General features: G+C 73.9%; 14 protein-coding genes. 10 read left to right on the plus strand and 4 right to left on the minus strand.

Going from position 1 to position 13,979, the window contains the following annotated elements; translation table 11 throughout:
• The first annotated feature begins 5 nt into the window (after positions 1-5).
• Together O3S82_RS08695 and O3S82_RS08700 are read left to right on the plus strand one after the other, a co-directional pair.
• A complete protein-coding gene (locus tag O3S82_RS08695; RefSeq protein ID WP_179424378.1) occupies positions 6-977 on the plus strand; it encodes a YhjD/YihY/BrkB family envelope integrity protein in 972 nt (323 codons plus the stop codon).
• Positions 974-2,239 carry a hypothetical protein gene (locus O3S82_RS08700; protein WP_269302184.1) on the plus strand — a complete coding sequence of 422 codons (1,266 nt, stop codon included), beginning with the start codon at positions 974-976 and terminating at the stop codon, positions 2,237-2,239. The genes O3S82_RS08695 and O3S82_RS08700 overlap by 4 nt, the downstream gene beginning before the upstream one ends.
• Here O3S82_RS08700 and O3S82_RS08705 read toward each other — a convergent pair.
• Genes O3S82_RS08705 through O3S82_RS08715 form a run of 3 tightly spaced genes read right to left on the minus strand, consistent with a single transcriptional unit; the run spans position 2,193 to position 3,559 of the window.
• Positions 2,193-2,735, minus strand: a complete 543-nt coding sequence (locus O3S82_RS08705; RefSeq protein WP_179424376.1) for a potassium channel family protein — start codon at positions 2,733-2,735, stop codon at positions 2,193-2,195. The two genes, O3S82_RS08700 and O3S82_RS08705, sit on opposite strands and share 47 nt — an antisense overlap.
• Positions 2,736-2,738: 3 nt before the next feature.
• Positions 2,739-3,035, minus strand: coding sequence for an SHOCT domain-containing protein (locus tag O3S82_RS08710; protein ID WP_179424375.1), 297 nt, complete (start codon positions 3,033-3,035; stop codon positions 2,739-2,741).
• A gap of 32 nt (positions 3,036-3,067) precedes the next feature.
• Entirely contained in the window at positions 3,068-3,559 is a 492-nt protein-coding gene (locus O3S82_RS08715) for a DUF6325 family protein (protein WP_269302188.1), read from the minus strand.
• Between the two features lie 160 nt (positions 3,560-3,719).
• On the opposite strand from O3S82_RS08715, the gene O3S82_RS08720 reads away from it, so the two are divergent.
• The 6 genes from O3S82_RS08720 to O3S82_RS08745 all read left to right on the plus strand — a co-directional run bounded on the left by O3S82_RS08720 (position 3,720) and on the right by O3S82_RS08745 (position 11,387).
• Positions 3,720-3,971 carry a hypothetical protein gene (locus tag O3S82_RS08720; RefSeq protein WP_269302190.1) on the plus strand — a complete coding sequence of 84 codons (252 nt, stop codon included), beginning with the start codon at positions 3,720-3,722 and terminating at the stop codon, positions 3,969-3,971.
• On the plus strand, positions 3,968-4,204 hold the full coding sequence (locus O3S82_RS08725; protein WP_269302192.1) for a hypothetical protein: 237 nt from the start codon (positions 3,968-3,970) through the stop codon (positions 4,202-4,204). Before O3S82_RS08720 ends, O3S82_RS08725 begins: the two co-directional genes overlap by 4 nt.
• A complete protein-coding gene (locus O3S82_RS08730; protein WP_269302194.1) occupies positions 4,201-6,312 on the plus strand; it encodes a LuxR family transcriptional regulator in 2,112 nt (703 codons plus the stop codon). The genes O3S82_RS08725 and O3S82_RS08730 overlap by 4 nt, the downstream gene beginning before the upstream one ends.
• Before the next feature lie 101 nt (positions 6,313-6,413).
• Positions 6,414-9,074 carry a LuxR C-terminal-related transcriptional regulator gene (locus O3S82_RS08735; protein ID WP_269302196.1) on the plus strand — a complete coding sequence of 887 codons (2,661 nt, stop codon included), beginning with the start codon at positions 6,414-6,416 and terminating at the stop codon, positions 9,072-9,074.
• A gap of 21 nt (positions 9,075-9,095) precedes the next feature.
• Positions 9,096-9,905 (plus strand): aldo/keto reductase, encoded by an 810-nt coding sequence (locus tag O3S82_RS08740; protein WP_179424371.1) that lies wholly within the window; start codon positions 9,096-9,098, stop codon positions 9,903-9,905.
• A 12-nt stretch (positions 9,906-9,917) separates the two neighbouring features.
• A complete protein-coding gene (locus O3S82_RS08745) occupies positions 9,918-11,387 on the plus strand; it encodes a glycosyltransferase family 39 protein (protein WP_269302198.1) in 1,470 nt (489 codons plus the stop codon).
• 15 nt (positions 11,388-11,402) lie between these two features.
• On the opposite strand, the gene O3S82_RS08750 is transcribed toward O3S82_RS08745, so the two are convergent.
• Positions 11,403-12,008, minus strand: a complete 606-nt coding sequence (locus O3S82_RS08750) for a Pr6Pr family membrane protein (protein ID WP_179424369.1) — start codon at positions 12,006-12,008, stop codon at positions 11,403-11,405.
• 312 nt (positions 12,009-12,320) lie between these two features.
• On the opposite strand from O3S82_RS08750, the gene O3S82_RS08755 reads away from it, so the two are divergent.
• On the plus strand, positions 12,321-13,169 hold the full coding sequence (locus O3S82_RS08755) for an ABC transporter ATP-binding protein (protein WP_269302200.1): 849 nt from the start codon (positions 12,321-12,323) through the stop codon (positions 13,167-13,169).
• On the plus strand, positions 13,166-13,954 hold the full coding sequence (locus tag O3S82_RS08760) for an ABC transporter permease subunit (RefSeq protein ID WP_269302202.1): 789 nt from the start codon (positions 13,166-13,168) through the stop codon (positions 13,952-13,954). The genes O3S82_RS08755 and O3S82_RS08760 overlap by 4 nt, the downstream gene beginning before the upstream one ends.
• Positions 13,955-13,979 lie beyond the last annotated feature (25 nt).

The raw sequence follows: 13,979 nt of genomic DNA on the forward strand, positions 1-13,979 counted from the left end.
CCGCGATGGACCAGGACAGCAGCCGGGACGAGCCGTTCGCACCGGTCAGTCAGTCGACCGAGCGGATCGACACGGCCGTCGAGCGGCTGCCGCCTTGGGCGCGCGAGCGCGTGCAGTGGGTGCTGTCCACGTGGATCGGCCGCACCCTGATGCGGCTGGCGGCCGCGTCCGTGCGCGTCGAGATCTTCGACCGCGCCATGACGATCGCCGCGCAGTTCTTCACCTCGATCCTGCCGCTGCTCATCGTCGCGGTGACCTTCCTCGGAGCCGGCTCGGACCAGATCGCCGAGGTCGTCGGCGCATCGGGGGAGACCAGCGAGCTCATCGACGAGGCCACCCGCGGCGAGGGCGCCGCGGCGTTCGGCGTCGTGGGCGTCCTGTTCGTCCTCGTGTCCGCGACGAGCCTGTCCCGCGCGCTGAGTCGCGCGTTCGCCGTGGTCTGGCAGGTCGACCGGCCGCGGGTGGACCTGAGGTCGGCCTGGCGCTGGTTCGCGGTGGTGGTCGTGCTGATGATGGCGGTCGTCGTGGTCCAGAACCTCACCCAGCGCACGAGCGCGCTCCCACCCCGCTCGCTGTGGCCGGCCGCGCTGTCCATGGCCACCGACGTCGCGGTGGCCGTCTTCGTCCCGTGGGTCCTGCTCGCCGGGCGGATCGCGGCGCGGTGGTTGCTGCCCGGCGCGGTCGCCTGCGGGATCGCCATGGCCATCGTCCGCCCGGCCGCGGAGGTGTGGCTGCCGTGGGCGCTCGACGTGAGCGCCGGGCGCTACGGCCCGATCGGGATGGCCTTCACCTACCTCGCCTGGCTCTACGTGGTGGCCTTCATCCTGATCGGCACCGCGGTGCTGGGGCAGGTCCTGGTGAGCGACGAAGGACGGGCCGGCGCCTGGCTGCGGGGCGACCCCGGCTCACCCCCGGAGCATGATGCCCGGCTCGGTCCCGATGACGAGAATCGCGACACCGGAAGGAGCGTCCGATGACCCAGGACTCCACCACACCCATGCCCGCCACGACCACGAACGCCTCCCGCGGCCGCACGGCCGGCGCGGTCGTGTGCCTCGTGCTGGCCGCCCTCCTGACCACCCCGGCGGCGATCGCCTACTGGGGCCAGCGCACCCTGAACGACGGCGAGCGGTACGTCGAGACCGTCGGCCCGCTGGTGCAGTCGCCCGAGATCCAGGAGGTGCTCGCCACCCGGGTGACCACGGCGATCTCCCAGCAGGTCGACATCGAGGGCCTCCTCGACCAGGCGTTCGCGGGCCTGAGCGACGAGGCACCCCGCCTCGAGCTGCTCGCCGCGCCGCTGTCGGCCGCCATCAACGCCGCGATCGACCGCCAGGTCCGCGCCTTCCTGGCCTCCGACGCGTTCGCGGACCTGTGGACCCGGCTCAACGTCCGCGCGCAGCAAGCGTTCCAGCGGATCCTCGAGGGCCGCGGCGGGGGAGCGGTGAGCCTCCAGGGCGACGACGTCGTGCTCGACGTCGGCGAGGTGATCGACGAGGTCAAGGCACGGCTCGTCGACCGCGGCATGACGTTCGTCGAGAACGCTCCCATCCCCGAGACCGATCGCACGATCGTCCTGATGGAGGCGCCGCGCGTGCAGCAGATCCGCACGATCTACGCCTTCAGCGACCCCGTGGCCCGCTGGGCGCTGCCGGTCGTCGGGGTGCTCTACCTCGGCGCCGTCCTGCTCGCGCGGCGCCGGCCCCGCATGACGGTGGCCGTCGGGATCGCGATCGCCGTGAACGCCGTCGTGCTCGCGATCGCGCTCGGCGTCGGCCGCCAGCTCTTCTCGAACGCCCTCGCCGAGACGTCCTTCGGCCCGGCCAGCACCGTCTTCTACGAGACGCTGTCGGCGTACCTCGAGCGCGGCCGGCAGGTCGTGCTGATGCTCGGCCTCGCGCTCGTCGTGGCCGGCTGGTTCACCGGCTCCAACCGGTCGGGCACGGCGGTGCGCACGGCGATCGGCGGTGCCCTCGAGCGGTTCGGCGCCGGCGTGGTTCACGGCCAGCTCGGCCTCGGCTGGCGCTGGGTGACGGACAACGTCGCGTGGCTGCGGGTCGTGGCCGTCGGCGTGGCGGTGGTCGTGCTGGCCTGGGGCAACGAGATCTCGCCCGAGCGCTGGTGGTGGTCGCTGGCCCTCGCGCTGGTCCTGCTCGCCGTGCTCCAGGTGCTGGCGGGTGCGGGCCGGGCCGTCAGTCCGGCAGCGTCCCGGGATCACGCCCCGACAGCCCACGCCTAGCGGCCGAGGCGAAGACCTTCACGACGGCGCCGAGGATGACCAGGTCCAGGATCATCTGCGCCGTGACGGCCACGCGCATCCCCTGCGACGTGGCGGTGATGTCGCCGAAGCCCACCGTCACGAACGTCGAGACCGTGAAGTAGAGCGCGTCGACCCGGGTGAGCGGCCTGCTGAACGCGTCCGGGTCCGCGAGGGACACCGTGAGGTAGGCGCGCGCGAACATCAGCAGGAACACCGGGATCGCCAGCGCGAGCGCCTCGACGGCCCGGATCACCGGGAACGTCGAGCGCGCGATCAGCGGCACCTGGACGGCCACGACGCCGCTGAACACGAGCAGCGCGAGCAGGAACCAGGGCAGGTCGGATCCCGAGTCACGCGCCGGCAACAGGAAGTAGGCGCAGAGCAGCACCGTCACCGACAGCACGACGCGCACGGCGGCCCGCCGGACGAGCGCCCACGCCTGTCGGCGGGCCGGGTCCGGCCTCGGACGGGTCATGACTCACATCTGCGCGAGGATCCGCGCCTTCTGCGCGGCGAACTCCTCGTCGGTGAGCGTTCCGGCCTCGTGCAGGCGCCCGAGCTGGCTCAACAGGGCGATCGGATCGTCCGCCGGCGGGGCCGCGGGCGGCGGGGGCGGAGGCGGCGCCTGCTCGTACTGCTGGTCGTAGCCCTGCTGGTACTGCGGCTGCTCGGCCGCCCAGCGGGAGGCCTGGCGACGCGAGACGCGGTTCGAGACGGCCGTGGCCGTTCCGGCGACGACGGCGGTGCGTGCGACGCCCCTCAGTAGTCCTGGCATGTCGTGCTCCTTCGCTCGGGTGGTGTGCGGGCTCAGCCCGCGGCCTCGGTCGCGTCCAGCGCCTCGGCGATGTCGTCCAGGGGGATGAAGCCGGCCGCGACCAGCTCCGCGCCGTTGCGGCGCAGGGCATGGACGAATGGGGCGGCCCAGCGGTTCTCGTAGAGCAGGATCGCCGCGGCACTGCCGTCGGTCAGCACGTCGCCCGCCTCACGCAGGTCGTGCTCGCCGAGCAGGCTCGACGACGCGCCCTCGAAGACCGTGAGGTCGAACGCGCCGTCGCCGTCGAGGTCGTTGATCTCCAGCGCGCTGACGGACCCGTCGGCCTCCTTCAGCACGAAGGCCAGGTCCAGGATGCGGATCGTGCCGCTGTCCGTGAGCGCGACCAGCTCCTGCAGTCCCTCACCGGTCATCCTCGCACCGGGGAACTCCACGATCAGGTAGCCGACCGGTCCCCATTCGACCTCGTCCATGGCGGTGCCGTCCTTCCTCACGGTGGCGACGCGCGGCGTGCGTGTCCCGATCACGGTAGGAGCGCGGCCGGGGGAGCGGCCTCATCCTGCGGGGACGAAGTGCCGTCCCACGGCCGGAACGATCGGCAGGCGAACTCATCACGTCGTGACGAGGAGAGCCGGTGCCGATCCGACGAGACTGCACGCAGGACGACGACCACTCGGGAGGTGGGCCATGACGACGGAGCACCCGCGCCAGCAGGTGTTCGAGGTCAGGATCGAGGGCGCCGTTCCCGACGAGGTCCTAGGGGACCTCGCGGACATCCAGGTGGTCGGCCGCGAGCTGCGCACCTCGCTGCGCGCCCGCATCCGCGACCAGTCCGAGCTCCACGGATTCCTGGCCCAGCTGCGCACGTACGGCCTCGAGGTCGTCGAGGTGCGCCGCATCGTCACACCGGACGACGAGCCGGAGGCCGAGGAGCCGTGACCGGACGTGGCGGGCCGACCGTGGAGTACGAGCTCACGATCGACAGCGGGCTGGGGCCCGTCCTGCGGAACGCGCTCGGACCCGAGCTCGTGGCGCGCACCCGCACGTGCACGACGTTCGTCGCGGTGACCGCCGCGGACGTCGACGCGCTGGTCGCCGTGATCCATGCGCTCGGACTGCGACTGGAATCCGTCGTCGTCGTCGACCCCGCGGTGGCTACCCTCAGTCCATGACCGGGGCGCCGGAGGGGGTCGGTCGCGGCGAGATCATCGCGGCGGCCCGGTGCGCGCCGTCCCGCGTCGTCGCCGTCACGGCCGCCGCGGGGTATGGCAAGACCACGCTGCTGCGCCGCTGGGCGACCTTCGACCACCGCACCGTCGTCACCGCGTCCCTGGCAGCCTCCGACGACGATCCCGACGCCCTGGTCGCCACGTTCGCCGACGCCTTCGCCGTCGCGGACGGCACCACCGCTCCGCGGCGGCCCACGCTGCGCGGACTCGTCGCCGCGGTCAGCGCGCGCCCCCGACCCTTCGTGCTGCTCGTGGACGACCTGCAGGTCCTGCGGTCGGACGAGGCGCACGACGTCGTGCGGCTGACCGCCGCGCGCATTCCGTCGGGCTCGCAGCTGGTGACCGCGAGTCGGCGCGCTCAGCCACACCTGCCGCGGCTGCGTGCCGAGCACGAAGCGCTGGAGCTCGACGAGTGTCACCTCGCCGTCGACGGCATCATCGCCCGCGCGATCCTCGCGCGCGCCGGGCTGGACGTGGAGCCCGAGACGGCGGCCCGACTCGCGCGCGACTGCGAGGGGTGGGCGGCCGGCGTCGCCCTGGCGGCCGCGGTGGCGAAGGCCTCCCCGGACGGTGGGCTGGACGTCGCCGGTGACGACCGGTTCGTGGCGGACTACTTCGCGTCCGAGGTGCTGGGTCCGCTGGACGCCGACCAGCGCGAGTTCCTGCTCAGGACGGCGATCCTCGACCGGCTGGGCGGCGAGCTGTGCGACGCCGTGCTCGACCGCACGGACTCCACCGCGCGCCTGCGCGAGCTGGAGGACGCGAACCGCTTCGTGATGCCCACCGGACGCGGGCGCGCGTGGTACCGCCACCATCGCCTGTTCCGCGAGTTCCTCCTCGCCGAGCTGCGCCGCGAGGACCCCGAGCACGTCGAGCGCCTGCACACGCGGGCCGCCACCTGGCACGAGGCGCGCGGCGAGCAGGAGGCCGCGATCGAGCACCTTCTCTCCACGTCCCGGCACGAGCGGACCGCGGCCCTGGTCGACGCCGCGGCGCCGGCGGCGTGGGAGCGGGGCGAGTCCGCCGTGGTCCAGCGCTGGCTGACGACGCTGGGCGAGCTGCAGCTGGCGTCGCACCCGCGGCTGGCCGTCGTGCAGGGGTGGGTGGCGGCGTTGACGGGGGACCCCGGCACGGCACAGCGCTGGCTGTCCTTCCTCGAGTCGACCGCGGACCCGACCTCCTCCCTGGAGGCCGACCGTGCCCTGCTCCGCTCCGCGATGGCACCGGACGGTCCCGACCGGGCGCTGCGCGACGCGCGGTACGCCCTGACGCACGTCGATCCGTGGAGCTTCCGTCGCGTCCGAGCCATCGCCCTGTGCGGCGAGGCCCACCTGATGCTCGGGCAGGTGGACGAGGCCCTCCCGTGCCTCGAGGAGGCGGCGCGCGAGGCGACGCGGGGCGGTCACTACTACATCGCCGTGGGCGCGCTCGCCCTGCTGGGCTGGATCGCGATGGACCGTGGCGACTGGCGCGCCGGGGGCGAGCACGTGCGCGCGGCGGTCCGCGCGACCGAGGAGTCCGGCCTGCCGGGTCACCCGGCGACCGTGCTGACGCTGGCGGCCTCGGCACGCCTGCACCTGCGCGTCGGTGACCGAGCGGCGGCCCTGCACGAGCTGGGCGAGGCCATGGAGTCGCGTCACGTCAGCACGTCCGCGCGGCCCCTGCTCGCGGTGAAGGGCCGGCTCGCCGTGGCGAAGCTGCTCTGGGCCACGGGCGACCACGGTGGTGCCCGCGAGCTGCTGCGCGAGCTGCACGACCTCGCCCGCGAGCGTCCGGACCTCGGCGTCCTGGGCGCCGAGCTGGCCGAGTTCGTCGCCATGGTGGACGGCGGCGACCGCGACGACGGGGTGACCGCGCCACTGACCCCCGCGGAGCTCCGTGTCCTGCCGTACCTGCAGACCCACCTGACGATCGCGCAGATCGGCGAGCGGCTGTTCGTCTCGCGCAACACCGCCAACTCCGAGATCGCGTCGATCTACCGCAAGCTCGGGGTGAGCACCCGGGGTGCGGCGGTCGCGCGGGCCACCGTGCTGGGGCTGCTGGGGCAGTAGACGCCTTCGGAGGCACTGGGAGCACACGGTCCTTCACACGATTCGTGTGATCTGCGCGGCTGCGGCCGCTCACTAGCGTGCTGGGAGGGGAGGTGAGGGCTATGGTGCGACGCTCGCAGGACGAGCCCTCGTCCGCAGATCACGAGTCCTACCGGGCCGCCCCCGCCACCGGCGGCTGGCCGGGAATCCCCGACCGACCCCGCCAGTTCGTCAGCCGCGCGCGACTGCTCGACCTGATCGACGCCGACCCCGGCTGCTCGCTCGTGCTGGTCAGCGCGCCCGCAGGGACGGGCAAGACCTCGCTCGTCGTCGACTGGGCCACCACGCGTGCGCCCGAGCGCCTGGAGTGGATCACCTTCGACGCCGGCGACGTGCTGTGGCCCGCGTTCGTCGAGGCGCTCGGGCGTCTCGGGATCGTCGTTCCCGCGGGACCGCTCCCGCCCGGGGACGCGCCCCTGGACTCGCGGGTGCGCCGTGAGCTCGCCGTCGCGATCGCGTCCGAGCCCGAGGCCATCACGATCGTGATGGACGGGTTCGACGTCAGCTCGGCCGTGGTCGCCGACGACCTGGACTTCCTGCTCCGCCACACGGGGCACCGCCTGCGCCTGGTGCTGCTGACCCGGGCCGACCCGGTGCTCCCGCTCTACCGCTACCGGCTCGAGGAGTCGATGACCGAGGTCCGGATGGCCGACCTGGCGCTCACCGACGAGGAGGCCGCCGCCGTCCTCGACCTCATGGGCGTGCCGCTGCGCGCCGACTCGGTGCACCTGCTCAACACCCGCACCCGCGGCTGGGTCACCGGCACCCGCTTCGCCGGCAAGTTCCTCGGCGACCACGAGGACCCCGACGCCGACGTGGGCGACGTGATGGGCGAGAGCGGCAGCATCGCGGAGTACCTCATGGGGGAGGTGCTCGCGGCGCACTCGCCCGAGGTCCTCGACCTGCTGATGACGATGAGCGTGCCCGACACGGTCGAGCCCGGTCTGGCCGTCGCGCTGGGCGGCCACAGCGCGGTCCGCGGCCTGTCCTCCCTCGCACGGGTCAACGTCTTCATCGAGCGCGTGCCGGGTCACGCCGAGCACTATCGCTTCCACCCCTTCTTCCGCGACCTGCTCCGCGCCGAGCTGGGGTACCGAGCGCCCGGCACGCTGCTCGACCTGCAGCGCCGGACGGCCGACTGGTACGCCCGGGAGGGCATGCTCACCCCGGCCGCGCGCCACTACGCAGCGATCGAGGCGTGGACCGACCTCGCGGGGCTCGTCACCGACCACGACGCGTGGCGCCAGCTGCTGCTGGCGGACGGCACGCACCCGCTGGTCCAGGAGCTGCGCGCCATCCCCACCGCGCTGGAGGACCCGGACGTCGTCCTCGTCCGGGCGGCGCTGGCGCTCGCCGAGCGCGACCCGGCCGCCTTCGACCGCGAGGTCGCCCGGCTCTCCGGCGCGACGGATCCGGGAGAGGACGTCCGGCGCGCACTCGCCCTGCTGCTCGCCGTCCGCGGCCGCGACGCCGCGGACCCGCGCGAGTCGGCGGCGCTCGCCGACGCGGCCGGCCTGGCGCTGGTCAGCACCGGCGGCCGGGCGGAGTCCGACCCCGGGATGGTCCCGTTGGTCTGCGCGATGCAGGGTCTGGGTCACCTCCGTGAGGGCGACGTGCCCGGCGCCCGCGAGGCGCTACGCCTCGGCGCCGATGCGGCCGACCGTGCCGGCGAGCTCGCCCTGCTGGTCGAGTGCCTCGGCCTGCTCGCCCTGATCGCGTGCTGCGAGGGCGACACGACCCGCGCCGCCACCCTCGCGGCGCGCGCGGCGCGGACCGCCTCCGACGCGGGTCTCACCGTCTGCGTCCTGCCCCGCGCGCCACGGATCGCGCAGGCGTGGGTCGCCCTCGAGCAGTTCGACCTCCGCGCCGCGAGCGAGCACGTCGACGTCGCGGCCCGCGCGGACTTCGTCCTCGGCGATCCGGTCTCGAACGCGATGCTCGCCCTCGTCACCGCTCGCCTGCGTGCCGCACAGGGCGATCGCGCGACCGCCATCGCGACGATCGGCGCCGCACTGGAGCGTCTCGGGACGCAGGACGCGTGGCTCGTCGCGCGACTGCGCCTCGAGCTGGTCCCGTGGCTGCTCGCCCGGGGCGAGACCACCGAGGCGAACGAGGAGCTCGCCCAGGTGGACGACGAGCTGGCCGGGCCCGCGGTCTCCCTCGCCGCGGGCCAGGTCCGGCTCGCCCAGGGGGACGACGTCGCGGCCGCCACGGCCTACGCGCGGGCCCGCGACCAGCACGCACCGGTGCCGGTCCGCGTCGCCGGGTCCCTCGCGGAGTGCGCGCGCCTGCTGCGTGCCGGCGCTCCCGTCCAGGCCCACCGGGCCGTCGTCGAGGCCCTGCAGCTGGCTCGGCCGTCCACCCTGCGACGGCCGTTCCACGAGGCGAGCGTGCCCGTGCGCCAGCTGATCCAGCAGGACCGCCAGCTCGCGACGGCGCACGCGTGGCTCTTCGAGCGCACCGGTCCGGCCGCCGCCCGGCCCCGGCCCGGTTCGGGGGTGGAGTCACGCCAGCCGGCACCCGTCGAGCAGCTCACGGAGAAGGAGATGGAGGTGCTGGGGCACCTCGCCGCGCTGCTCACCACCGACGAGATCGCCGCGGAGATGTACATCTCGGTCAACACCGTGCGCACCCACGTCCGCAACATCCTGCGCAAGCTCGGCGTGACCCGCCGCAACGCCGCGGTCCGCGTGGCGCGCGAGTACGAACTGCTGCCCGGCTGACTTTGGCCCTAGGGTGCGAGGGTGAGCCTCGAACTGCCCCCGGTGGGCTTCGGCACCTACCAGCTGAACGGCCTGAGCGGCGTCGACACGGTCATCTCGGCCCTGCGCGTCGGCTACCGGCTGCTCGACTCGGCCATGAACTACGAGAACGAGGGCGCCGTCGGCACGGCCGTGCGGCGCTCCGACGTGCCGCGCGACGAGATCGTGGTGACCTCCAAGCTGCCCGGGCGCCACCACGCCTACGACCTCGCCGTCACCTCGATCGAGGAGAGCGTGCTGCGCACCGGCCTCGACCACCTCGACCTGCATCTCATCCACTGGCCGAACCCGTCGCACGACCTCTACGTCGAGGCGTGGCAGGCGCTCGTCGACGCCCAGCGGCGCGGCCTGGTGTTCCACATCGGCGTCTGCAACTTCCTGCCCGAGCACCTCGACCGGCTCGAGCGCGAGACGGGCGTCCTGCCCGCCGTCAACCAGATCGAGCTGCACCCCTACTTCCCGCAGGTCGAGGCGCTCGCCGACCACCGGCGTCGCGGCATCGTCACCCAGGCGTGGAGCCCGCTCGGCCGCAAGAGCGACCTGCTGACGAACCCGGTCGTCGTCGAGGTCGCTGAGCAGCACGACCTGACCCCGGCCGAGGCGGTGCTCGCGTGGCACGCGGCCGTCGGCGCCGTGCCACTGCCGAAGGCGTCCTCGCAGGAGCGCCAGCGCCAGAACCTCGCCGCGGTGGGCCACGTCCTCGATCCAGCCGCGGTGGAGCGGCTCACGGCGCTCGGCCGTCCCGACGGCCGGCTGTTCGACGGCGATCCGGCTACCCGGGTCGAGGACTGACCGAGTCGACCGATGACGACGCGGCGCTTCGTGCTGCTCGTGGTGGCGCTGGCGATCCTGGCGCGGCTGCCGTTCCTGACGGTGCTGCCCAGCCCCGACGAGGCGGGCCTGCTGATCGTCGGTGGCCAGTGGCACGACGGCACCTCGCTCTACGGCGACTACTGGGTCGACCGGCCGCCCCTGCTGATGGCGCTCGCCGAGCTGGCGGCGGGCACCGGGGGAGTGGTCGCACTGCGGCTGCTCGGCCTGGTGGCCGTCGCGGTCACGGTCGTCGCCTGCGCCGCCACGGCGCGCCGCCTCGCGGGCGATCGCGCCGCGCGCTGGGCCGCGGTGGCGGCCGCGGTCCTCACGGTCAGCCCCTGGCTGGGCGCCGACCGCGTCAACGCCGAGCTGCTGGCGGCACCGTGGCTCTCCGTCGGCGTGTACGCCGCCGTCCGAGCGGTGGAGCACGGCTCCCTGCGCTGGTCGGTGCTCACCGGCGCCGCGGGGATGGCCGCGGTGATGACCAAGCAGAACCACGCCGACGCCGCCGTCTTCGCGGTGGTGCTGCTCGTGGCGTCGGTGATCGCGCGGGACGTGCCGGCGCGGCGTGCTCTCGCCATGGCCGGGGTCGCCGCGACCGGCGCGCTCGCCTTGGCGGCCACCCTGCTGCTGTGGGCCTGGGCCCGGGGCACCGATCCGGCCGCCCTCGCCGACGCCCTCTTCGCGTTCCGGCTGCGCGCGGACGAGGTCATGGCGACCGACCGCTCCGACTCCGCCGACGGACGGCAGTACGAGCTCCTCGGACGCTCGCTGGTCTCGGGCCAGCTGCTGCTCGTGCTGGCGACCGTCGCCGCGCCTGCTCTCCGGCGGTGCCGCGCGCCCGTGTGGTGGGCGCTGAGCGCGATGACCCTGTTCGCGGCGGCCTCGGTCCTGGCCGGCGGCAGCTGGTGGAGTCACTACCTGGTCGAGTTCGCCGTGCCGGTCTCCGTGGCGACCGGGCTGCTCGCGGCGCGCACCCGGCGGGTCGTGCCGGTCGTCGTCGCGTATGCGGTCGCGGCCGGTGTGGTGGGTGGGGTGCTGATCCACCCGGCCCTCACGACGGTCGACGGCGCCGTGGCGGCCGGACGCATGGTCGGACGGGTCGCGGATCCCGGCGACACGGTCGTCAGCGCCTGGGGCAGGCCGGACCTCGTCCGGGCCACGGGGCTCGGGTCGCCCTACGAGCACCTCTGGAGCCTGCCGGTGCGCACGGACGACCCGGCGCTACGGGAGTTCACCCGCGTCCTCTCCGGCTCCGACGCGCCGACCTGGGTCGTGAGCAACGGGACCCTCGGCACGTGGGGACTGACCAGTGACACCGCCGAGCGCGAGCTGAAGCGTCGCTACCGGCTCGTCGCCGGCGTGTGCGCGTATCGGATCTGGGTGCGGAACGACGTCCGGCGGCCGGTTCCCGAGCGACCCGCCGGCGTCGAGTGCGTCAGGTCGTCCGGGCTGCGCTGAGCCCGTGGGCGGGCGTCAGCTCTCGAGGCTGAGCGCGCCGCGCCGACCCAGCCGCCGGTCGACCAGGGTCAGGGCAGCCAGGCAGCCGATCACGAGCGCGGCGATGCCCGCGCACGTCATGGCCACGCCCGACCAGCCCGACGCCGCGACGTCGAGGAACGGGTAGGGGTACCAGCCCGTCACCGCTTCGACCGTCAGCGTGACCGCGAGCCAGGCCACCGGCCACAGGAACGCCACGAGCAGGGCTCGACGATCGATCCGATCGCGAGGCCCGAACACCAGCCAGCCCACCACGGCCAGCAGCGGCACCGCGAGGTGAAGGAGGCGGTCGGCCACGAGGCTCGCCCCCTCGAGGTCGAGAAGCGGCCGGAGCAGGAAGAAGTGCACGAGACCCGTCACCGTGATCCCCATGACACCGGCCAGACGCACGGCCCGCCACCAGGGCCCGTCCGCCAGCGTGTCGCGCGCGAGGACCACCGCCGAGACCAGGACCAGCAGGTTGCTCTGGATCGTGAAGTACGCGATGAAGCGAGCGAGCCGGACGCCGAGGTCCGGGCCCTCGGTCTCGGCCAGGACGGACGCCCCCGAGAACACCAGTGCGAGCTGCAGGAGCAGCGCCACCGCCGCCGTCCCTGCCGTGAGGGCGTGCCATGCCCTCGCCGGCGTCGCGGCTCGGGGAGATCGCGCTGCGTCCACGGCTTCGGTCCTTCGCTCTCGACCCCTCCAGGGCTTCGACGACGGCGCGAGCCCGGGGCGCCCCACATCATGGCGGGTGCACCCGCGTCTGCCAAGCCGTCGCCGCCGAGCGACGTCCGCCCCGGAGTCAGCGCTGCGACACGGCCGAAGCCGCCCGGACGAGCGCGGTCGTCAGGCACTCTGGGTCCGAGCCCGCCGCTCGGCGGGTCGCGAGCGGGCACGAGACGAGGGAGTGCGATGACGGGCGAGCCCCAGGTCCGCGCGGTCGGACTGACGCGCGCCTTCGACGACCGCGTCGCCGTCTCCGGACTCGACCTCACCGTGCGACAGGGCCGCGTGCTCGGCGTCCTGGGGCCCAACGGCTCGGGGAAGTCCACGACCGTTCGGCTGCTCACGGGGCTGCTGCGTCCGACCGCCGGCACCGTCGAGCTGTTCGGCGAGCCGGTGACCCCCGAGACCGCGCCCCGGCTGCGCGCCCGCATCGGCGTCCAGACCGAGGCGAACCTCTACCTTCGGCTCACCGTCGCCGAGAACCTGCGCACGTGGGGCGCGCTGCACGGCCTGTCCCGTCGGCACACCGCCGAGCGGATCGACGAGGTGCTCGACGTCGTCCACCTGGCCGACCGCCGCGACGCCCCGGTCGGATCGCTCAGCAAGGGCCTGCGTCAGAAGGCCAAGATCGCCCGTGCCCTGCTGGCGGAGCCTGAGCTGCTGTTCCTCGACGAGCCCACCGCCGGGCTCGACCCGGCCTCGGCTCTCGACGTGCTGGGCCACCTCGCGAAGCTCCGCGCCGACGGCCGCACCACGATCGTCCTGTGCACGCACCAGCTCCACGGGCTCGAGGAGCTGTGCGACGACGTGGTGATGCTCGACCGCGGGCGCGTCGTGGCCTCGGGGGAGGTCGACGAGCTGGTCGCCGCGCACTGGCCCGAGCGCGCGTACGTCGTCCGTGTCACCGATCGCGCGGCCGCCGAGCAGGCCGTCGCCGACCTCCGCGCGGCCGGCCACACCATCCCGGACCCCGAGCCGGTCGAGCCCTCGCTGCACGACCTCTACTTCGCGCTGCTGCAGGGGGAGGGGCGTTGAACGCCGACCGCGTCCGCGCCCTCGTGGCCAAGGACTGGATCGAGCTGCGCCGCAACCGGCAGACGCTGCTGCCGATCGTCATGCTGCCGATCGTGTTCGCGCTCGTGCTCCCGGCGACGCTCATCGCCGCGACGCGGCAGCCGGATGCACTGGCCCGGCTCGACTTCCTCACGTCCTACCTGGACGGGCTGCCCGCCGGCGTCGCCGCCGACCCCACGCGGGCGGTCGTGCAGTACTTCATGGCGCCGGTCTTCCTGATGATCCCGATCGTGGTCGCCACCGTCCTGGCCACCGCGGCGTTCGTCGGGGAGAAGGAGCGCGACACCCTCGAGGGCCTGCTGTTCACGCCGCTCACGGACCGCGAGCTCGTGATCGGCAAGATCCTCGTCTCGTGGGTGCCGGCCGTGGGGGTCACGTGGCTGTCGACCGCCGTCTACGCGCTGGTCGTGAACGGCCTGGCGCGGCCGTGGCAGCACGGGTGGGCGTTCCCGAACGGCACGTGGCTCGTTCTGGCCCTCGTGATCGCCCCGCTCGTGTCCTTCCTCGCGATCGGCTGCATCGTCCTGATCTCGCACCGCGCCTCCACGCTCCAGGGCGCGCAGGCGGTCGCGGGACTGCTGGTGCTGCCCGTGATCGTGCTGATCGTGTCGCAGGCGGCGGGCGCTCTCGCGTTCGACGGCGGGGTCGTGATCGGCGTCGGAGTGGCCGCCCTCGTGGGCGATCTCGCGGTGTTCCACCTGGCCGTCCGGCGCTTCGACCGCGACCGTGTCGTCACGCGACTGTGACCCATTCGTGCTGTGACATGTGCCA

This window comes from Aeromicrobium sp. HA, assembly GCF_027171405.1.
GTDB classification, from domain to species: Bacteria; Actinomycetota; Actinomycetes; order Propionibacteriales; family Nocardioidaceae; genus Aeromicrobium; species Aeromicrobium tamlense.